This window comes from Streptomyces sp. NPDC054794 (assembly GCF_053611585.1).
Map to the genome: position 1 here is coordinate 1 of NZ_JBSHAQ010000081.1, position 18,824 is coordinate 18,824.

Here is an 18,824-nt window from a genome sequence, read left to right on the forward strand (position 1 = left end):
CCGACGGCCGGCTCTTCGGACAAGTCACTTCCCGGACCCGCCAAAACCGAGCCTACGCCACCGCACCAGACACCTTGACAAACACAGAGGCACCCAGGGGCACAGTCCTGTCGATCCACAGCGCCGAGGACCTGGCCTACGTCGCCACCGAACTCAACCACCGCCCCCGCAAGATTCTCGGCTGGCGGACACCCGCCGGGCTGTTCACTGAGCTCGTCGCAACACTGGAGCCATCACGTGTTGCGACGCTCGCTGGAATCGGCCCCGGAAAAGCGGGTCCAGTTGAGACCGTTAACGCCAGGTGTTGGCCTAGCCCTTGAGGGCCATTGATCGTCCCGGTCTCGCCTTGTCCTGTCTCCGGGGCGTTCCAGGCCCCGCGTCGGCCTCACCTTCCGGCGGCTGTCATCGCTTCGCGGCGGCGGAATAGCCTTCGGCGCCGCGCGTACAGGGCGACGGCGAGGCTGAGCAGCGGGATGACGACGGCAGTGGCGATGTAGAAGCCGGGGGTGGCCCAGGCCGGCCCCGGCCACACGGACACAGCGACGTCCGCCGTGTCATCAGCCGGCTCGGTGTCGCCGCTGGGGCGTCCCGGGTCGCTGTCCGAGACCGTGACCTGGCCGCTGCCGTCGGCGCTGTCCTTGTCGATGCGCAGAGTGAACGGGAACGTCGTCGTGGCCCCCACCGCTCCAACGCGCGCCGCGCACACGTACCGTCTGGCACTCGGCTGCCTCGCGGAGGCTTCCGCGAGTGGCGTGCCGTCGGCGGTGACGGCCCGGCAGTCCTGGTCGATCACCTCCTCGTCGCGTTCGAAGCTGTACGGCGACGCCATGACAGTGGTGCCCTCGGGCACCGTGAAGACGACCTTCACCGGTGCCGTCAGCGAACCGGGACCGTTGTTCCGCACGCCGATCCGCACGGTGGTGAGGCTGCCGATGGGACCGCGCGCCGTGTCGGCGATGGCGGCCAGCTCGCTGTGGTTGTGGACGGTCATGTGGAGCACCTGTGGATCGTCGCCGACTGTGCTCGCCGCACCGTCGTCGGCCTTGGAGGCCGGAACGAAATGCAGTGGAGGCCCGTTGCCGGGCCGGTACCTCGATGTGATCTCGGCTGGGGGCACGTAGTCGGTGCCGATGGCATCAGCACTGAAGTTGACGGTCGGATAGGTGGCATCCCGTGCGGCCCGCAAGTGCTCGCGGGCACCCAGGCCGTACGACCGGCCGGGTGGAATGACAACGTCCTCCGACCGGAGCCGACACCACGCCGAAGTGCCGCCTCGATAGCGGCAGTTGCGGTGACTGTCGGTCAGGGTGATGCCGTCGCGTGCTTCCATGCGCAGGGCCAATCCGCGGGCGGGCACGTCGCCGACGTTCCGTACGGTCAGTCGGACCGCCAGGCTCCCGCCGGGTTCCAGCGGGCCGGGATCGGGGTGAAGCATGACCCGGAGCTTCGGTCTGCCGACCACGATGAGGGAGTGACCGCTGACGGGCGGCAGGCCGGGCGCGGTCACGCGGTAGCGCAGCACCGCGGAGTCGCCCGCCTTCGCGCCTTTCGCGGGCCTCAGGTGAAAGGCCTGGATGCCACCTGCTCCTGTCGGACCCGCCTGCGTGTCGCAGTGGAAGACGGGCAAGTGGACGACACATGCATCGAGCGCCCGCTTGATGGTGACGATGCCCTTCAGATCACCGGCGTCGAAGGTCACCCTCAGTCTGACCGTCGCTCCGCCTGCTCCCTCTTCGACCCGCAGGTCGGATACGGCCTGTTGTGGATCGCGGGAAACGTAGAAGACCGAGGGAACGATCAGCTTCACGTCGACTGCCCTGCTTGAGGCGCACCCGGCGAGGACGGACGTCATGGCGGTCAGCGTGAGCAGGAGGCCGACGGTAGCCTTGCAGGCACGGATGACCGGGCTCGTTTCCCGACTCGAGCTCCTGCGGGGGCGACGGTCCCGCCGCAGTGTGTTCATGTGGGCCACCCTGCCAAGTCGAGATCACGACCACGCCTCGCTACGGTCACGGGAGTCTTGATCGTCACCAGCCGCATGAACTTCCAGACTCTGGTCCACTCCGTGTGAGGGCGGGCTCAGCATGACCGTCAACCTTCATTTGATGGCAGTTGAGGCCGCCTGACTATGTAGCCGTCGAGGTATTCAGACCGGCGCCGCGTATGGATGCCGCCGTCGCCGGGCGCAGGGCCGCGTCAAGGTGGAGGCGCCCGCAGGCGAAGCCTTGGCCGCCGTTGTCCTGACCGCCACCGCCGCTCTGGGCAACCAGGACGGGTACCCCGTTGAGCGGACGCTGCCCCTCCGATCCCGTCGAGTTGCACCCGTACGCACCGTGAAGCCCCTGCCGATGCAACCGAAGGATTTGTTGGAGCACATGGCTGAAGCAGGGCAAGTTTCCTTTCCCAGGGGTTCCTTCGGAGGCGGGCGATGAAGATCATCCGCTGTTGAAATGCGCACTATGCGCATGTGATTGTCTTGTTCATGACCGTGCTCAGGTATGCCCCTCGTTCCGTCTGTTCGCCACTGCCAACATGTGGGGCCTGGGACACGTTCGTCCCGCCACCCGCATAAACGTTCCTGCCGTCAGTACTTCGTGTCCTGCGGCAGGCCGACGAGAGGAGCAGACGTGCTACGCCTCACCCGCCGTGACATGGTGCGAGGGGCAACGCTGGCAGTCGCCGGAGCCGCGCTCGCCGCACCGGCACCCGCCGCAGCCACCGCGTTACGGCCGTCCGGCCCCCACGGCACACGGCACCGTGGCGCCAACACGACGCACATGGCCGAGGCCAACGCGACACGGGCCCGCTCGGACTCCGCACCGGAGCCGTTCGACGAGATGTACCTCGGCCGGCACATCGAGGGCTGGCCCGCCGAGGAGGACGGCGGCGGACACCATCACGGCCAGACGTCCCGGGAGCCCCAGCAGTCCACGGAGTTCATCGTCCGAGTGGACGACGACGAACTCCATGTCATGCAGAACGCGGACGGCACCTGGATCAGCGTCGTCAACCACTACGAAACACACCGCACACCACGCGACGCGGCCCGCTCCGCCGTACGGGAACTGCACGGCGCCTCACTTGTGCCTCTCACCGTCTGACAAGGAGCGTCGCATGGCAGACCGCAGGAACCAGGCGGATCTCTCCGCCACCGAGAAGCGCGACTTCGTGGATGCCGTGCTCGAACTCAAGAGGCAGGGCCGCTACGACGAGTTCATCACCACGCACAACGCGTTCATCATGAGTGACACCGACGACGGAGAGCGGACGGGACACCGCTCCCCGTCGTTCCTCCCCTGGCACCGACGGTTCCTCTTGCAGTTCGAGCAGGCACTGCAGAGCGTCCACCCCTCGATCATGCTGCCTTACTGGGACTGGACAACGGACCGCTCATCCCGCAGCTCCCTGTGGGCTGACAGCTTCCTCGGCGGCGACGGCCGCAGCGGCGACGGCAGAGTCACCACCGGCCCGTTCGCCTTCGGAAGCGGAAACTGGCCCATGAACATACGCGTCGACGGAAGGACCTTCCTACGGCGCACGCTCGGCGTCGGTGTCCGCGACCTGCCCACCCGTGCCGAGGTCAACGCCGTCCTCGCCTTGCCCACCTATGACGCCTTCCCCTGGAACAGCGGATCCACCGGCTTCCGCAACTATGTCGAAGGCTGGCGGGGACCGAACCTCCACAACCGTGTCCATGTCTGGGTCGGCGGCCAGATGACCACCGGGGCCTCGCCCAACGATCCCGTCTTCTGGCTCCACCACTGCTTCATCGACAAACTTTGGGCCGACTGGCAGGGTCTGCATCCGTCGTCCGGATACGTACCTGCCTCCGCGCCGCCGGGCGTCGTCGGTCTGCAGGACACGATGAAACCGTGGAACGACGTCACCCCCGAGGACATGCTCGACCACACGAAGTTCTACACGTACCGCTAGCTTCGATGGCTCCGGCCCGCGGCAGCCCGCAGAGTGACGGGCAGCAAAGCGGACACTCGCCCGCCGCCGTCCAGGCCTTGCCCACCCTCCCGAGGCTCGACCCAAAAGCGGAGAGCATGCGGCTGCGCGAGGGGGGCGGCCTGGTGTGGTGGTTACGGCGTGGGCGGTGGTGGAGGCGAGCGCGGACAGCGCGGCGGCCGCACGGCGTGCGGTGCGGGTGAGACGCACCGACCTCGCCGAGGCCCTGGAGAGGACGGTCGGCGCCCACCACGGCTGCATCCGGGCCGCGTTCGCGACGCCCCTGGTCACCAAGATGCCCGTCGCCGGGCACCTGGTCACCGAGGAGCCGTCCGTCGTGCAGAGCATCCCGTTCGTTCCGCCGGACGGGACACTCGACTTCGCGGGCAGCCCGCGGCGCCTGGTTGCCGGCACCACCGAACGCTACGAGGCAGTTCAGCAGCGGCTGGCCGAGGGCAAGACCCTGGCCGCGATCCGCTATGAACGGCGGCTCGACCACTCGACCGTGCGTCGCTTCGCCCGCGCCCGTAGTCTCGACGAACTCCTGGTCAAGGCCACCAGCCGGGCGACTCTCCTGGACGATTTCAAGCCCTACCTGCACCAGCGGTGGACCACACCCTCCTGAAGAACCCGCCAGGGCCTCCTCCGACACCCTGGGTCAGCGCCGAAGCCCCGCCAGGTCGTCCGCTGGATCATGACGCACCCCGGGTACCTCGCCGAGACCGACGCGGCCGAGCCCAAGGAGCTCCGGACCGTCTGCCCCGAACTCGACGCCGCGGCACGTCACGTCCACGAGTTCGCCACCATGATGCGCGAGCATCGCGGCGACCTGCTGCCCACCTGGATGGACCGGTTCCTCGCTGACGATCTGCCCGTCCTGCACTCCCTCGTCAGCGGCTCGCGGCGCGACATCGACGCCGTCACCACGGCCTTTTCCAAATCCTGGAGCACAGGCCAGGTCGAGGGCCACTGACGCGCGTCAAAGCTCCTCAAACACATGGGATTTGGCCGGGCCAACTCGATCTCCTCCGCAGACGCGTACTTCACAGCCCGTGATCTTGACGACGTCTCAAGATCGTCGACAGAGCCCGAACCTCCCCACTCGGCATAGGGTCTGCGGTGACCGCCCTGTCATGCTGATCGGCCGCCAGGGCGGAAGGGTCTCTGGAAGAGTATGCGGAAGAAGAGAAGACACGATGCGAATTCCATGGCGCCGACGGCCGGCCGGACGGTCTCGACGACTGCTTGACGCTGCAGGGATCGGGCCCGGATCGACAGATGACGGCAATGACCAGGTCGTCGGTCGAGAGGTTGCCTATCGAGTCGCCCAGCGCAACTCCGGCACGAGCACTGAGGTTCTGGCGATCGTGGAGGAACTGCTCGGGGACGAGTCGAACTATGAGTTCGTCGTCTCGCTGCTGGAGAACATCCAGAACCTCGTTTCGCACGGTCTCGACACGTTCTGGTCGCCCGACGAGGTGTACGCCCTGCTAGGCCCCCGCGGTGCAGCCTGCTGGGGCACCCTGACCGGCTTCTGGACCGCAGTGGCCGATTGGTGCGCCCGTACCGGCCTGCCGTTGGAGCCTGCTGAACCGCTTCTCACCATCCAAAACGAGCAACTGAAGGTGCTGTTGTGGACAGGGAACCGGACCCTGTCCACTGGGGAGAAGCTCGGGCTCGCACAGGCAGTCCGTTACGAGAAGGCCAACGGACCGTCCATACCCAGCTACAGCCACATCGCGGTGGCACTGCGTAGTACCGAACAGCAATGATCCTGCTCAGCGTGCTCGATCGGCAGACTTCACAAGATCCTCGCCAGAGCCGAATTCCGTGATCGCTCACACCACCTCGCCGACCTGGGCTCTTACTGAGCCGAGGGGCGTAGGCGAAGTAGGCAACGAGTGCGCGCTGTTCGCGATCGGTGCGAAGTGTGGTTTCGCGTCGCATCAGCCGCTCCTGAGACTCCGGCGGAGTGGCCAGAGGAGGTCCTCAGCGACGCGGGCACGATGACATGGCTGAGGACACGTGCGGCCTCAACTCTGATCAACGTGGCGTTTCTGGGTGCTTTCTCGTCCGGCAATAGCTTCCTTCTCTGTGGCCTGCAGCGCGGGCTTGAGCTGGTCGAGGTACCGTCCGCCGACGGTCACACGGCGGACAAGTTCGTGGGCCTCCTACCTTCGTCCCGCGTCCCCACGTGTGGTTCCGGTGGACAACCAGTCCAGCTTCGCTCCCGCCTGCGCGGCCTGCCGCAGTCGGCCCGCAACGCGAACCCGAACATGCGGGCACAGTCGAATCGTCATGACCCAAGACGCCAGAATAGCCACTCACACCCCGTCACCTGGGTCTTTCGGCACTGCCCGAAGGTGGTCGCTCGGCGCCTCGGCCCCCTGTCATCGTCGCTGTGCATTCCGCGCAGGCGAGGCAAGGGAGGGAGCCCATGAGACGACTACTCGCGGTGGCAACGATCACCGCGGTCACGCTGGGACTGGGGGCGACAGTCGCCGAACCGGCGTCTGCGGCCACGCCCACATGCAACGGAGTCGGGGACGCCTGGACTGGTGACGCGGGACCCATCAAGATCCCGTCGTACAACTCCGGGGGCACACAGAACCTCGACTGCAACATGGTTGAGGGCGTTCTGAGCTCTGCGGTGAAGAACCTCCAGACTGAGCTGAACCACTGTTTCACCGACAAGATCGGCGCCCAGCTCAAGGTCGACGGGATCTTCGGCACCAACACCTACAACGCGCTCAAGAAGGCCCAGTACGCGGCCGGTACCACGGCGGACGGCGTCTACGGACCGCACACCCGGCACGCCTTCGCCACCACCCGCGGCTGGTGGTCCGGGACCACGTGTCTGTGGGTGGACGCATGAGGGCGCGCATCCTGGCCTTCGCCGCGGCTGTGCTGACCATGATCCTTTGCGTCACGTGGGCGCAGGCTGCGCCCGGCACAGCGGCCGACGAAACGCAGGGGACAGGGCACACGCGACTCGATCCGGACGCGGTGCGCGAGTCCGTGGCGTACCTGAAGGAGACCTACCACGTCTCCGACTCCGAGGCGCTGCGCCGACTGCAACTGCAGGCCGACGCACAGATCCTGGACAAGAAGCTCAAGAAGGAGCGGCCGGGGGCGTACGCCGGAATGTGGCTGGACCAGGACCACGGCGGCGTTTTGAGGGTCCTCACCACCAGCGACTCCGCTGTCGCGCCCTACATCCGGGTCCTCGCGGACAGGTCCCATGTGCGCACGAGGACCGTCGCTCACTCCCGGGCCGAGCTCGACGGGATCGTGTCCCGCCTCGAGCGGACGGTCGGCGGCGGTCCCGACTCGCTCTTCATCCCGGCGGTGTCGATGATGGAGGACAAGGTCGTACTGTGGCGGCGCGACTGGGTGGCCGACGCCAAGCGGTCAGGAACATGGAACAAGCTGTCCAACCTCAGGGGGCGTCCCGCGGCGACCGCCGTGACGCGGACCGACACGGTCGCGCACGAACTGGCCCACGGTCGTGCCGCGTTGGCGAAGGAGCCGCGCGGGCTGGTGGAGGAGCGCCGACTCGACCAGCCCCAGCAGGCCTTCACCCCGCACGTGGACTGGGGCTACTGTCACCCGCTGTACTGCTCCACCAAGTACGGACCCATGCGCGGCGGACTCCGCCTGAACATCAAGCGTGACAACGGCAGCTGGGGCGGCTGCACCTCCGGCTTCAACATCCGCTCCAAGGGCGGCACCACCTACAACAACTGGGCCTGGGTGTTGACCGCCGGTCACTGCGTGGTCGGGAAGACCAACAACACGTACATCAACCACAACGGTTACTCGATCCTGCAGCAGCACGCGCCGAACGCTGCCCTTGAGGTCAACTCGTATCCGTACGACTTCGTCATGCTGCCGTACATCAGCGGGAGTTACTCGCAGACCTGGCTGGACAACTTCTCCGGGAAAAACCGGGTGATGAAGTACTGCCGCAACGGCGGCCAGGACAGCGATTCGGACACGCCGTGCGGCACCCAGGCGACAACGGCCGACCAGTGGATCACCGACTACCACAACTTCAGTGAGATCAACCCCGGCTGGGTCGCGTGTGCCACCGGCACCGGGTCGGACTCCTCGAACTACCCCGAGTCCTACGACAGTGGCGCCGGCGACGGCTACCTGGTCGGAACGCGCTGCGGCAAGGTCATCTCACCGAAGGACGGCGTCGGCATCTGGACCGACATCTGCGCCCGCAAGGGTGACAGCGGTGGCCCGCTGTTCAGCCAGATCGACAAGACCGCATACGGAATCCTGGAGGGCAGCTACCAGTCCCGGACGGGCCCGTGCTACTCGGGCGAGATCAACAACTACGTTCCGATCAGCACGATCTACCGCTACACGGACAACGTCGCGGGCGCGACTTACCGCGTGATCACGTCGTCCACCGGCTGACCACCACGCCCTACCGGCCGGACCGCCCCGCGATCCGGCCGGCGGGGGTTCTCCGACAGCAGCGCCGCCCCGAGCGGCGTGAGCGCGTGCAACACGGTGTTGCGGTGCCGGAGCGAGCCGATCAGCCCCGCCTCCCGCAGCACGCAGGCGTGCTCACTGGCCGTCGGGGCCGAGATCCCCAACCGTCGGGCCAGCTCGCCCGTGGTGCAGCCGTCCTCCACCGCCCGCAGCGCCGCCGCCCTGGTCCGCCCCAGCAGCGCCTCAAGACCGTCCCGACGGGCGGCGCCGTCCTGCTGTCCGGCCCCCGCCCACCAGCCGGGACCGCGGCCGATCGGATACACCAGCACCGGCGGCAGCGAGGGATCGATGAGGGTGACCGGGGTGCGCCAGCAGAACACCGACGGGATCAGCAGCAGCCCGCGCCCGTTCAGGAAGATGTCACGGGTCACCGGGTAGTCGGCCTCCAGAACCGGTGACTTCCAGCGCAGCGTGGGACCGAATCCGGCCAGCAGCCCTTCTGGGCCGCCCTCCAGCAGCGAGCGCGCCCGCAGCGCCCGATCGGCCTCCACATGGGCCCGGATCCGCGGCCACACCGGGGCGATCAGACTCTGGTGACAGGCGCGCATGGCGGCGCCGAGCGCGCTCAGCGCCTCGCCGTCGCCGGTGGCGATCTCACCCGCCCACGAGGGCAGTCGGCCGAGTACCCGCATGTCGGTGCGCAACGTCCGCCGCGGCGTGGACAGCACCATGTCGAGGCCACTGTCGAGGTCGCTTTCAGCCATGCCTGGGGTGAGGAAGTCGGGGAAGTCGCCCCTGGGCGGGGCGAGGGAGCGAAGCAGTCGGGGCTGCCAGGCGGGCAGCCGGCGCAGGCTGCTCAGAGCCTGCTGCCGCCACGGGTCGAAGACAGCCCGGCCCTGATGGCTGCCCAGTAGAGTCGCGCCGAGGACGAGTTCCCACAGGACGTCGGGGCCGGGTGCGACGCTCGCCCGCACCAGATCGTCCCTCGTGAAGTGCAGCCTGAGCATGGCGGCCCCCGATTCCCCCGAAACGGCCGCCCCCCGGACGACGCCCCCGAAGAGTACGGTCTTCGACGACACCAGACATGCCCCTGCCCCCGGCCCAAGACAGATGGCCCGCCAGACACTCCCGCGCCGGCCTTCGGATCGTCCATCGCGCCCACCGCCGGGCCGAGTGTTGCCGTGTTACCGCCAAGCACGCGCCGAGTGCTGGCAACGGTTGCGGGCGATGCTTGCTACGAGTGCGTTGACGAGTTCCTGCAGGGAGGTCGAAGCCCTCGCCACCGACGGCGACGCTGACCTTCTCACGGGTGGCGCGCACACTGACCCCGGTGACCTGCTCCCACTCTCGTCCTCGTCGACGCGCTCACCGAGCGCCCGTGGGGCCTCAGTTATCCGTACGTTCGTTGCCGACAATGCGGCTGCGTTCGACGAGGCTTCCCCGATGACGCTCCCGCCCGCCTGAACGCGTCTGGACGGGCTGCTGCCTGACCCATGGAGCTCCACATCGACATCCGCTGGCTGCTGGAGCGCCAGGCGGAAGTGCTGCCCAAGCAGCCCTCGGTCCACGACTTCTCCAACCTCGTGGCGGCCGTCGCCCGCCACCGCGTCAACACCCCCCAGGTCGGCGTCACCGTCGACAACGCCTGGCGCGCAGCCTCAGCATCGGTATCGATCCTGCCGCGCCAACGACTTTCCCGGCCTGGGCCCAGCAGGTCATCCCACCGGAGAGCTGATCGCACATGCCGCAGGGGCGGAGGGGACACAGTCATGCCATTCACCGCGCTGCACCTTGATGCCGGCCGTCTCGATGCCACGCGGCCCGACCTCGGGTGCGGCATGGCCTGGGCGCGGACCGACAAGGCTCGGCCGCGTATTCCCCGTGCCTCACGATGATGAGGACCTTGGGCTGGCCGGCTGTCACCGCTGTAGACGCTGCTGGACGTTTTGATCGGGGTGTGGTCGAGCTGAAGGTGCCGTGCCCCGTGGGGCGCGGCACTGCGGTGATTGCGGAAGACCGATGATGGAGGTGTGCCGCTCTTCAGCGAGTTCACAAGTCATCGACAGGAAGACGGAATTGATGTCCTTCAGGGTCCGCACCACTGCCTTCGCTCTCTCCACAGGTCTTGCTCTCACCCTTACGGCGTGCGGCTCTGGCGACGGCCCCACATCCCCGGCGAAGACGAGCGCTGCCGCACCCTCCACGCCCAGGACACCCTCACCGGCGTCGAGCACCAATGCCGACGGCACCCTCAAGGGCGGGGCCAAGGTGAACGGGCACCCGGCCCTGCTCACGTATGAAGGCGCCAGTCACAAGGGCATCCTCCAGGTGACGGTCACCCGGCCACGCCCTTTACGTCCGCTCCGTCAATCAAGAACGCCGGCACAACAGACCTCTCCCACGCCTGCCGCGCGGGTTCCGGGCCCGCCCTCGTGGCCGCACCGTAGGGTCGCGGATCCGGCGCCAGTGGCACCTCTCCGCAGGTGATAGACAATGATCGACAGTGGACACGCAAAGGTCTCCTGATGGCCAGGGTTGACGCGCAGGCCTGCGAATCGGCGTCCGCTGAGCCATTGCAGAGGGCTGTGGTGTGGGCCTCTCCGTGCTCGGCCGGAGGGAAGGTTCACGATCTGTGGCCGGATACGCTGGCGGGATGATCGAGAATCTTCCTCCTTGCCCGAAGTGCTCATGCGAGTACACCTACGAGATGAACGCCCTGGTGGTGTGCCCGGAGTGCGGCCACGAGTGGGTCCCGGCCGAGGCTGGCGCGGAGGCCGGCGGCCTCGCCGCAGAGCGGGTCGTCAAGGACGCCGTGGGCAATGTGCTCCGTGACGGCGACACCGTGGTGGTCATGAAGGCACTCAAGGTCAAGGGCAGCTCTTCCGGGATCAAGGCCGGAACCAAGGTGCGCAACATCCGTCTGGTCGACGGGGTCGACGGCCATGACATTGACTGCAGGGTCGACGGCTTCGGAGCGATGCAGCTCAAGTCGAGCGTGGTCAAGAAGGCCTGACGCCGGTCGGGGACCCATGCGGGCCTCGACTGGGGAGTGGCAGGATGCGTAATTGCGAAAGTTCGCAATTAGTTAGATACTGTATTGGCTGTGCCTGCAGGTAGCCGTGGACACAGTTCTTCGCGTGCACCCCTTGCGGGGTTCTGTAGGGGAAGCCGAGGGGTCGTGTCCGTTCCGCTGTATCAGGCCAAGGCCGACTTCTTCCGGATGCTGGGGCATCCCGTGCGGATACGGGTGCTGGAGCTGCTGCAGGACGGACCGATGCCCGTGCGGGAGCTGCTGGCCGCCATCGAGGTGGAGCCTCCTGGCCTGTCGCAGCAGCTGGCGGTATTGCGCCGCTCAGGAATCGTCACCGCGGTGCGGGAGGGTTCGACGGTTGTCTACGAGCTGGCCGGCGGGGATGTGGCGGACCTCATGAAGGCCGCGCGGCGAATCCTGACGGAGATGCTGGCGGGTCGGAACGAACTGCTGGTCGAGCTGCGGGAAACCGAGGTCGTCGCCCCGTGACCTCGGCAATCGGCCGGGTACTGACCCGGATCATGGCGTTGCTGCCCGGCCGCGCCGACCTCGCGGAGATCCGGCGCGACCCGCGCCGGGACCTGCTCGCCGGTCTGACCGTGGCGATCGTGGCGCTGCCCCTTGCGCTCGGCTTCGGCGTCTCCTCCGGGCTCGGTGCCGAGGCGGGCCTGGCGACCGCCGTGGTCGCGGGCGCGCTCGCCGCGGTCTTCGGTGGATCCAGCCTGCAGGTTTCCGGTCCGACCGGTGCCATGACGGTCGTACTGGTGCCCATTGTCGGGGAGTACGGGCCGTCAGGAGTGCTGACCGTCGGGCTGATGGCGGGCGCGATGCTTGTCGGCCTGGCGGTGCTACGGGCGGGAAAGTACATGCAGTACGTACCTGCCCCGGTGGTCGAGGGCTTCACTCTCGGGATCGCCTGCGTGATCGGCCTGCAGCAGATCCCCAACGCGCTGGGTGTGTCCAGGCCGGAAGGCGACCGGGTGCTGGTCGTGACCTGGCAGGCTCTGGAAGAGTTTGCCAAGGCCCCGAACTGGACGGCGGCCGGCTTGGCCACTTCGGTGGCAGCGGTCATGCTGGCCGGGGCCCGGTGGCGGCCGACCGTGCCGTTCTCGATCGTGGCTGTGATCGCGGCGACGACCGTGGCACAGGTAGCCCACATGGACGAGGCGAAGCCGATCGGCGTTCTTCCGGCGGGACTGCCGCTGCCGTCATTGTCCTTCCTCGACCTCGGTTCGGTGGGAACACTGCTCTCTCCCGCTGTGGCGGTCGCGGCCCTTGCCGCCCTGGAGTCCCTGCTGTCAGCTTCGGTCGCGGATGGCATGACGGTGGGGCAGAAGCACGACCCGGACCGGGAGCTGTTCGGGCAGGGCCTGGCCAACATCGCCGCCCCCCTGTTCGGGGGTGTGCCCGCGACGGGCGCCATCGCGCGGACCGCCGTGAACGTACGCTCGGGCGCAGGTTCCCGCCTTGCCGCACTCACCCACGCCACCGTTCTCGCCGTGATCGTCTTCGCGGCGGCGCCTCTCGTCTCCCGGATCCCATTGGCGGCGCTCGCCGGTGTCCTGCTGGCCACTGCAATCCGCATGATCGAGGTCGGCTCGCTGAGAGCCATGGCGAAGGCGACCCGCTCCGACGCCCTCACCCTTGTGCTGACTGCCGTGGCGACGCTTGCCCTGGACCTCGTGTACGCGGTCATCATCGGCCTTGCCGTGGCCGGAGCCCTCGCCCTGCGCGCGGTGGCCAAACAGGCCCGCCTCGACCAGGTGCCCCTCGACCGTGGCGACCACAGCGTCGAGGAACACGCGCTGTTGATGCAGCACATCGTGGCCTACCGCATCGACGGCCCGCTGTTCTTCGCCGCCGCCCACCGCTTCCTGCTGGAGCTCACCGAAGTCGCCGACGTCCGCGTCGTCATCCTGCGCATGTCCCGCATCTCCACCATGGACGCCACCGGCGCTCTGGTCCTCAAGGACGCGGTGGAGAAGCTGCATCGGCGCGGCATCCTTGTGTTGGCGTCCGGCATACGCCCCGGTCAGCGTCAGGTCCTCGACTCCGTCGGCGCGCTTCAGCCGCTGCGCGACGAGGACCGCGACCACGCCACCACCCCCGACGCCATCCGGGCTGCCCGTGACCACCTGGAACGCTCTGGGCTCCTGTCCGCCCTTCCCGCGCAGAAGCCCCGAACCTCCGACGAGGGAGCGCTGCGATGAGCACTGTCCCCGCCGCTCTGCGGATGGTCGAGGTCTCCGGTGCTGAGGCCCTGTGGCTGCTGGAGGGCAGCAGCCACGGCCGCCTGGTGTACGTACAACGGGACCAGACCGTCATCCGGCCGGCCCGACACGTCTGGGAGCACGGCCGCCTGGTCGTCCGCACACCGGCCCCGGCCGCGACGATGCCGTCGACGGCGACATACCACGTGGACGAGATCCGTGCCGTGCCGGGCACCGGCTGGACGGTCACCGCCTCTGGACCGACCGAAGTGATCACGGACCCCGACGAGGCCGCCCACCATCGGCGCACCCTGACCGGCTGGACGCACGGCCCGCACGACACCCTGGTGCGCCTGCACCTCAAGACGGTCGCGGGTTTCCGTCTCGGCCGCGCGGAGGCGTGAGTGATGTCGACACAGCTGGAAGCCCTGCCCTACCGGCACGTGCTCACCCTGCCCGCCGAACCGTCCGCCGTCCGGATGGCCCGCGAGACAGCTGAGCAGGCGCTGGTCGAGTGGGGGATCGGGCTGCGCCACCCCACGGTGGACCCGGCCCTGCTGATCCTCGCCGAACTGGTCACCAACAGCGTTCGGCACGCCGCCGCGCTTTCCCCGCAGGTGACGGTGATCTACGCGGCAGGCTCGGACTGCCTGGCCCTGGCCGTCCACGACCGCCACCCGTACCAGCCCTCGCTGTACGGAGCCGTTACCGGCAATGGGACGGGTGGCCTTGCGACCGTCATGGAGCTCACGCTCGCCCTGGGCGGTACCGCGGTGGTCCGTGCAGACGCCGACGGGGGCGGCAAGAGCGTCTGGATCACCCTCCCCCTCTGATTCTTGCTTCTTCGGCCAGCAACCTGAGCAGGGAAGTGCACCACACCGCCGAGGACCATTCCGGCGTCTTGTCCGTCGCCGGCTACCTGGGCTCTGACGGGGACCGGCACGGTCGGCGGCTGGGTGCTGGCGCGCGGCACCGGCCCGGTCGTGCTCGACCTGGCCGACTTGCGCAGCTGGTCGACGCCAGGGGTAGCCGGCGATCGCCGAGGCTGCCCGGCGCCGTGGCGCACCACAGGATTGCCGGCTGGAGATCAGGCAGGCGGGTGACCCCTTCGGCCAGCCCCGAGCGAAGGCACCATCGCCGTCCCGTCGAGCCCGACGGTGCACTCATCTCCCTGGCCTCGGCGGCGACGCTCACCGCGGTGGTTTGATGAAATCGTCGGCCGCGTCCTGGTGCGCTTCTTCGGCGGCGAGGTACCGCGCGCCGCGGATTTCATGCGACACGGGACCCTGCTGCTCTGCCCGCCGCCCGCCGTGTGTGGGTCAGTTGTCGGCGGGGCCCGGTACCGGATCAGCGGGGTGGGCGCGCAGAGACAGCTCAAGCAACCGGGCGTTGCCGCACGGGGGACAGGTGCCGTCCGTCCCAGGGCAGCGGATCGGCATGGGAGACGGCAGGCAGAACGTTTGTGCCATGTGACGCCGGTGTCGCGCAGCGGGACGATCTTCACGCGCAACCTCCCGCACCGTTGTAGTTGCGAAAGGTGCAATTAATGAGGTATCCGCCGGTGGGCCGTGGCACGCGTCCTCAGCACGGATTCGGCCTGGCCGGGAACGCACGCGAGGATAGGCCGCATGGTGTCGATGAATGGATTGATGCGCTGCGCCGAAGCCCGGCCGACCGGGGCTCGCTGCTGCACCCGGGAGGCGATGCCACGGTGAGTACGCCGCTGTATCAGCTGAAGGCCGAGTTCTTCAAAACCCTCGGCCATCCGGCCCGCATCCGTGTCCTGGAACTGCTGAGTGAACGCGAGCATGCGGTGTCGGAGATGCTGCCCGAGGTGGGCATCGAGCCCGCGCACCTCTCGCAACAGCTGGCCGTGCTGCGACGAGCGAATCTCGTCAGGACACGCAAGGAAGGCTTGAACGTGTACTACTCGCTGGCCAGCCCGCAAGTTGCCGAACTGCTCCGCGTGGCCCGCACGATCCTGTCCGGGGTACTGGCCGACCAGGTCGAACTCCTCGCCGACCTGCAGGCCACCCAGAAGCAGGTGAGGCCGCCGTCGTAGTGACGGCGTTCCTCTTGGCGGCAGCGGGGGCGGCGTCACCCGGGGTAAAAGCCTCACCGTTGCTGGACGTGCCCGTGCCGGTGTTGGGGGGCCCTGTGTCTTTGGTCAAGCTGGTCGGGTGGTCGTTTGAGGCGTCTGGAACGATGTGTCCGTGCACGCTGATGATCAGGTTGGCGAGGGCGGCACTTACCGACCTGCGCACGCGGCTGAGTGACGGCCTGGCCGACGTGGGGCTGGACCACACGCTGCTCGCCCGCCGCGCAGGGCTGGGGCGTACGGCGGTGTCGGAGGCGTTCCAGCCCGGCGGCCCTGTGCCGTCCGGCAGGACGGTGGCAGCCCTCGCCCGCGCGCTGGGTCTGCCCAAGGAGCCGTTGCTGGAGCTGCGGCGGCATGCCGTGGTAGCCGAGCCCGAGTCCGCTGCAGAGCTCGACCTGTGATCGGTGTGCTCGGGCCGAACGGGGCGGCAGGACCTCCGTCGCAGGTTCCAGCACGGGCCGCGCCCGGTAAGCCCAAGCGGAGAGCGCCTGTTCGGCGCTCTCTCGTGACCGGTATGTGGAAGGTGAAACGACCTTCCGTGCCTCGCGCGGGGCACAACTGCATGCCCTTCTGGACTCCAGGCGCGGCTCCGGCACCGCACGGGTGTCTCCGGCTCACTGGGTACGGCCCTGCCTGGTCAGCGGCCCGGTACCTGTCGGCGCCCGTCAGCACCTGCCGGCGTGAGGCTTTCCCGCTGGTCCGACGTCTGCCGGGCGGCTGCCGGGCATCACCCGGCAACCCCCTGCGGGGCAATGGGCCGTTTCGGGCCGGGAGGGCAGGGTGAGGGGATGATCGGGCAGCGATCAGATACGGAGGCCTGTGTTCTGGCGGTGCCTCAAATCGTACGGTCGCCTTGTGAGCCTTTGGACTGACCTGGAACCCGCCTCCACCACCGTGGACCCGGGCGGCACCGCCACCGTGCGGTTGCGGCTGCGCAACACCGGCGATGTCGTCGACGAGTACCGGTTCATGCCGACCGGTGACATCGCACCGTATGTCACGGTGTCGCCGTCGACGCTCCGTATCTATCCGGGCACCACGGACTCCGTGGAGCTAACCTTCGCGCCGCCCCGTACCCCCGACCCGGCCGCGGGGCCCCACCCCTACGCGATCCAGGTCATCCCCACGGAGCAGCCGGAGGCGACCACCGTCCCCGAGGGCAGCCTCACCATCACCCCCTTCACGGAGATACGGGCGGAACTGGTCCCGCACACCGTCAAGGGCCGCTTCCGGGGGCGCCCGAAGCTCGCCCTCGACAACATCGGCAACATCAAGCTGACCGCCTCGGTGAACGGCAGCGACAACGGCGACCAGCTCTCGTACGACATCCGCCCGTCCAATGTGCAGATCGAGCCGGGCCGGGCCGCCTTCGTCAAGGCCACCCTCAAGCCGCGGCAGATCACCTGGTTCGGCGGCAAGGAGAACCGGCCCTTCAGCTTCGCGGTGCAGCGTTCGGGCCACGAGCCGATGGCGGTGCCCGGGACCTATGTGCAGAAGGGGGTCCTGCCCCGCTGGCCGGCGGCCTTCCTCAGCCTCCTCCTCGCGCTGCTGATCACCTTCGTGGTGCTTTGGCTGGCCTTCAAGCCGCAGGTAAGGAGCCTGGCGACCGAGCAGATGGCACCGGCCGACGTCACCGCACTGCCCAGTCCTCCCATGCCGGTCACCCTCCCGTCCCCGACGGTGTCATCGGCCGCCTCGGCGCCGCCCGCCGCGCATTCCGGTGGCGGCGGGGGGTCCAAGTCCGGCGGAGGAGGAGGGGACAAGTCCGGCGGAGGCGGCGGAGGAGGAGGGGACAAGTCCGACGGCCCGCACGGCCCGCTTCCCTGGCGGCCGGGCGACGGACCCAACATGTATATACAGTTCGCCCAGGTCCGGCTCTCCACCCTCTCCGGCTCCGACCCCTGCAAGCTCACCGAGCACGTCAACCTGGGGATGATGGACGGGCCCACCGTGACCGCGCTGAAGTGCTTCCAGAAGGCCAACGACAAGCGGTACGACGGCTTGACCGAGGACACCGACGGGCTGGGCAACCTCGGCCGGTCGACGATGACGGCACTGAAGTTCGCCCACTTCGGCTCGGACACCTCGGCCGTCCAGCCGGGGCAGAAGAACCCCGACGTGCTCTGGATGACAAGCGCCGTCCTGTGGGCCGACACGGAGGTGTTCGACGACGGCGCCTCCTACGGGAACGGCCTCTACAACCGCGCCGACAACATCTACCTGCTCAACACGCAGCCGCACACGGACTTCGAGGCCAATCAGCAGTTGTCAGACCTGATCGGCCACTACCAACGGGACGTGGGCCTCACGGTCACCGGAAAGGCGAACGACGAGACCTTCGCGGCGCTGCACGCCGGGCGGGTGAAGAACCAGTACGCCCCGGGAACGGTGACGTCCAAGAACTTCGCGCTGCCGCCTGTGCCGGGGGGCTGACCGGCGCCAGGGGCCTGCCCCGGCACGCAGCCAGGTCAGCCGGGTGCGCGCCGGCGTGGGGCCGCGGTCACGTGGGTTCCGCGAGGGCCTCGGGGCGGCGCCCCGGATTCGTCCGGATGTCGCCCGGCCCACCGCCGTCCCGCTCACCACCGTCCGGTGCGACGCGAGGAACGCCGCCGCGCGAGCCGACCTGCGGTGCAAGGAAGAAACGGGCGTCGCGCCGGGCCGGAGGCGGTCGGAGCCGCCCACGCGCGGGTTGCGACGCCGAGCGGCAGGGCAGTCCCGATTCCAGCGGTCAGCGCTGCCCCGAGCATGCGACGGCGCGTCATCGGTTCTTGGCTGTTGGATGCCGTGACGGTCATGAATCCTCCCGAGTCTGGGTTTCTTGGTCGGAACCGGGCTCGCAGCCCGTGGCACTGGGCCTGGGGCGGCATCGTCATGGCCTCGAGTCCGGTCCTCGACGTCGCTCCGCCGAGGCGGCTGCTTTCGGGCCGATCCTGATGTGGACGATGCCGCTGTCGAGGTCGATCGACCCGCGGCAGGGGTCGCCCTCGCCCTCGTCGTCGCGCATCCACTCCAGGCGCTGTCGCTCCTCCTGAACGTGGCGGGCGCTCGGAAGGAAGACCTCTTCGACAATGTTCACCGCAGGACACTG

18 protein-coding genes and 1 pseudogene are annotated in these 18,824 nt (G+C 68.4%); 16 read left to right on the forward strand and 3 right to left on the reverse strand.

Going from position 1 to position 18,824, the window contains the following annotated elements; all coding sequences use genetic code 11:
• Positions 1 to 385 precede the first annotated feature (385 nt).
• The gene (locus ACWGKT_RS44880) at positions 386 to 1,852 is read right to left on the reverse strand and encodes a hypothetical protein (protein ID WP_453278250.1); all 1,467 of its coding nucleotides are present in this window, start codon (positions 1,850 to 1,852) and stop codon (positions 386 to 388) included.
• A gap of 775 nt (positions 1,853 to 2,627) precedes the next feature.
• On the opposite strand from ACWGKT_RS44880, the gene melC1 reads away from it, so the two are divergent.
• The 7 genes from melC1 (at position 2,628) to ACWGKT_RS44915 (ending at position 8,379) form a co-directional block, all read left to right on the forward strand.
• Positions 2,628 to 3,101, forward strand: coding sequence for an apotyrosinase chaperone MelC1 (gene melC1 / locus ACWGKT_RS44885; protein ID WP_453278251.1), 474 nt, complete (start codon positions 2,628 to 2,630; stop codon positions 3,099 to 3,101).
• Between the two features lie 13 nt (positions 3,102 to 3,114).
• Positions 3,115 to 3,933 carry a tyrosinase MelC2 gene (gene melC2 / locus ACWGKT_RS44890; protein ID WP_453278252.1) on the forward strand — a complete coding sequence of 273 codons (819 nt, stop codon included), beginning with the start codon at positions 3,115 to 3,117 and terminating at the stop codon, positions 3,931 to 3,933.
• A gap of 145 nt (positions 3,934 to 4,078) precedes the next feature.
• Entirely contained in the window at positions 4,079 to 4,576 is a 498-nt protein-coding gene (locus ACWGKT_RS44895) for a hypothetical protein (protein ID WP_453278253.1), read from the forward strand.
• Between the two features lie 69 nt (positions 4,577 to 4,645).
• Entirely contained in the window at positions 4,646 to 4,924 is a 279-nt protein-coding gene (locus ACWGKT_RS44900; RefSeq protein ID WP_453278254.1) for a hypothetical protein, read from the forward strand.
• Positions 4,925 to 5,318: 394 nt separating this feature from the next.
• On the forward strand, positions 5,319 to 5,723 hold the full coding sequence (locus tag ACWGKT_RS44905; RefSeq protein ID WP_453278255.1) for a hypothetical protein: 405 nt from the start codon (positions 5,319 to 5,321) through the stop codon (positions 5,721 to 5,723).
• A gap of 665 nt (positions 5,724 to 6,388) precedes the next feature.
• Positions 6,389 to 6,826 (forward strand): peptidoglycan-binding domain-containing protein, encoded by a 438-nt coding sequence (locus ACWGKT_RS44910; RefSeq protein WP_356155019.1) that lies wholly within the window; start codon positions 6,389 to 6,391, stop codon positions 6,824 to 6,826.
• The gene (locus tag ACWGKT_RS44915) at positions 6,823 to 8,379 is read left to right on the forward strand and encodes a hypothetical protein (RefSeq protein WP_453278256.1); all 1,557 of its coding nucleotides are present in this window, start codon (positions 6,823 to 6,825) and stop codon (positions 8,377 to 8,379) included. The genes ACWGKT_RS44910 and ACWGKT_RS44915 overlap by 4 nt, the downstream gene beginning before the upstream one ends.
• Here ACWGKT_RS44915 and ACWGKT_RS44920 read toward each other — a convergent pair.
• On the reverse strand, positions 8,349 to 9,404 hold the full coding sequence (locus tag ACWGKT_RS44920) for a helix-turn-helix domain-containing protein (RefSeq protein WP_453278257.1): 1,056 nt from the start codon (positions 9,402 to 9,404) through the stop codon (positions 8,349 to 8,351). The two genes, ACWGKT_RS44915 and ACWGKT_RS44920, sit on opposite strands and share 31 nt — an antisense overlap.
• Positions 9,405 to 9,890: 486 nt before the next feature.
• Here ACWGKT_RS44920 and ACWGKT_RS44925 point away from each other — a divergent pair.
• From ACWGKT_RS44925 to ACWGKT_RS44965, 9 genes and pseudogenes are all read left to right on the forward strand, one after another.
• A pseudogene (locus ACWGKT_RS44925) lies at positions 9,891 to 10,058 on the forward strand (toxin Doc); the annotation flags it as partial.
• A gap of 992 nt (positions 10,059 to 11,050) precedes the next feature.
• Positions 11,051 to 11,410, forward strand: coding sequence for a zinc ribbon domain-containing protein YjdM (locus tag ACWGKT_RS44930; protein ID WP_453278258.1), 360 nt, complete (start codon positions 11,051 to 11,053; stop codon positions 11,408 to 11,410).
• Positions 11,411 to 11,575: 165 nt separating this feature from the next.
• Positions 11,576 to 11,917 carry an ArsR/SmtB family transcription factor gene (locus ACWGKT_RS44935; protein ID WP_356155034.1) on the forward strand — a complete coding sequence of 114 codons (342 nt, stop codon included), beginning with the start codon at positions 11,576 to 11,578 and terminating at the stop codon, positions 11,915 to 11,917.
• Between the two features lie 32 nt (positions 11,918 to 11,949).
• Positions 11,950 to 13,638 (forward strand): SulP family inorganic anion transporter, encoded by a 1,689-nt coding sequence (locus ACWGKT_RS44940; RefSeq protein ID WP_453278272.1) that lies wholly within the window; start codon positions 11,950 to 11,952, stop codon positions 13,636 to 13,638.
• Positions 13,635 to 14,042 carry a pyridoxamine 5'-phosphate oxidase family protein gene (locus ACWGKT_RS44945; RefSeq protein ID WP_453278259.1) on the forward strand — a complete coding sequence of 136 codons (408 nt, stop codon included), beginning with the start codon at positions 13,635 to 13,637 and terminating at the stop codon, positions 14,040 to 14,042. The genes ACWGKT_RS44940 and ACWGKT_RS44945 overlap by 4 nt, the downstream gene beginning before the upstream one ends.
• Positions 14,043 to 14,045: 3 nt before the next feature.
• On the forward strand, positions 14,046 to 14,471 hold the full coding sequence (locus ACWGKT_RS44950; RefSeq protein ID WP_453278260.1) for an ATP-binding protein: 426 nt from the start codon (positions 14,046 to 14,048) through the stop codon (positions 14,469 to 14,471).
• 878 nt (positions 14,472 to 15,349) lie between these two features.
• Positions 15,350 to 15,700 carry an ArsR/SmtB family transcription factor gene (locus tag ACWGKT_RS44955; RefSeq protein WP_235455218.1) on the forward strand — a complete coding sequence of 117 codons (351 nt, stop codon included), beginning with the start codon at positions 15,350 to 15,352 and terminating at the stop codon, positions 15,698 to 15,700.
• Between the two features lie 161 nt (positions 15,701 to 15,861).
• Positions 15,862 to 16,137 carry a helix-turn-helix domain-containing protein gene (locus tag ACWGKT_RS44960; protein WP_356155044.1) on the forward strand — a complete coding sequence of 92 codons (276 nt, stop codon included), beginning with the start codon at positions 15,862 to 15,864 and terminating at the stop codon, positions 16,135 to 16,137.
• A 454-nt stretch (positions 16,138 to 16,591) separates the two neighbouring features.
• Positions 16,592 to 18,169: a COG1470 family protein gene (locus ACWGKT_RS44965; RefSeq protein WP_453278261.1), complete on the forward strand. Its 1,578-nt coding sequence runs from the start codon at positions 16,592 to 16,594 to the stop codon at positions 18,167 to 18,169.
• Positions 18,170 to 18,605: 436 nt separating this feature from the next.
• Here ACWGKT_RS44965 and ACWGKT_RS44970 read toward each other — a convergent pair whose 3' ends face one another.
• Positions 18,606 to 18,812 (reverse strand): DUF6191 domain-containing protein, encoded by a 207-nt coding sequence (locus ACWGKT_RS44970; RefSeq protein WP_453278262.1) that lies wholly within the window; start codon positions 18,810 to 18,812, stop codon positions 18,606 to 18,608.
• Positions 18,813 to 18,824: the final 12 nt, after the last annotated feature.

Excerpts from the sequence above, each read along its gene's own strand:
- ACWGKT_RS44880 (WP_453278250.1), bottom strand. The coding sequence starts at position 1,852 with ATGACGTCCGTCCTCGCCGGGTGCGCCTCAAGCAGGGCAGTCGACGTG.
- melC2 (WP_453278252.1), top strand. The coding sequence starts at position 3,115 with ATGGCAGACCGCAGGAACCAGGCGGATCTCTCCGCCACCGAGAAGCGC.
- ACWGKT_RS44900 (WP_453278254.1), top strand. The coding sequence starts at position 4,646 with ATGACGCACCCCGGGTACCTCGCCGAGACCGACGCGGCCGAGCCCAAG.
- ACWGKT_RS44910 (WP_356155019.1), top strand. The coding sequence starts at position 6,389 with ATGAGACGACTACTCGCGGTGGCAACGATCACCGCGGTCACGCTGGGA.
- ACWGKT_RS44915 (WP_453278256.1), top strand. The coding sequence starts at position 6,823 with ATGAGGGCGCGCATCCTGGCCTTCGCCGCGGCTGTGCTGACCATGATC.
- ACWGKT_RS44920 (WP_453278257.1), bottom strand. The coding sequence starts at position 9,404 with ATGCTCAGGCTGCACTTCACGAGGGACGATCTGGTGCGGGCGAGCGTC.
- ACWGKT_RS44930 (WP_453278258.1), top strand. The coding sequence starts at position 11,051 with ATGATCGAGAATCTTCCTCCTTGCCCGAAGTGCTCATGCGAGTACACC.
- ACWGKT_RS44940 (WP_453278272.1), top strand. The coding sequence starts at position 11,950 with ATGGCGTTGCTGCCCGGCCGCGCCGACCTCGCGGAGATCCGGCGCGAC.
- ACWGKT_RS44945 (WP_453278259.1), top strand. The coding sequence starts at position 13,635 with ATGAGCACTGTCCCCGCCGCTCTGCGGATGGTCGAGGTCTCCGGTGCT.
- ACWGKT_RS44950 (WP_453278260.1), top strand. The coding sequence starts at position 14,046 with ATGTCGACACAGCTGGAAGCCCTGCCCTACCGGCACGTGCTCACCCTG.
- ACWGKT_RS44960 (WP_356155044.1), top strand. The coding sequence starts at position 15,862 with ATGATCAGGTTGGCGAGGGCGGCACTTACCGACCTGCGCACGCGGCTG.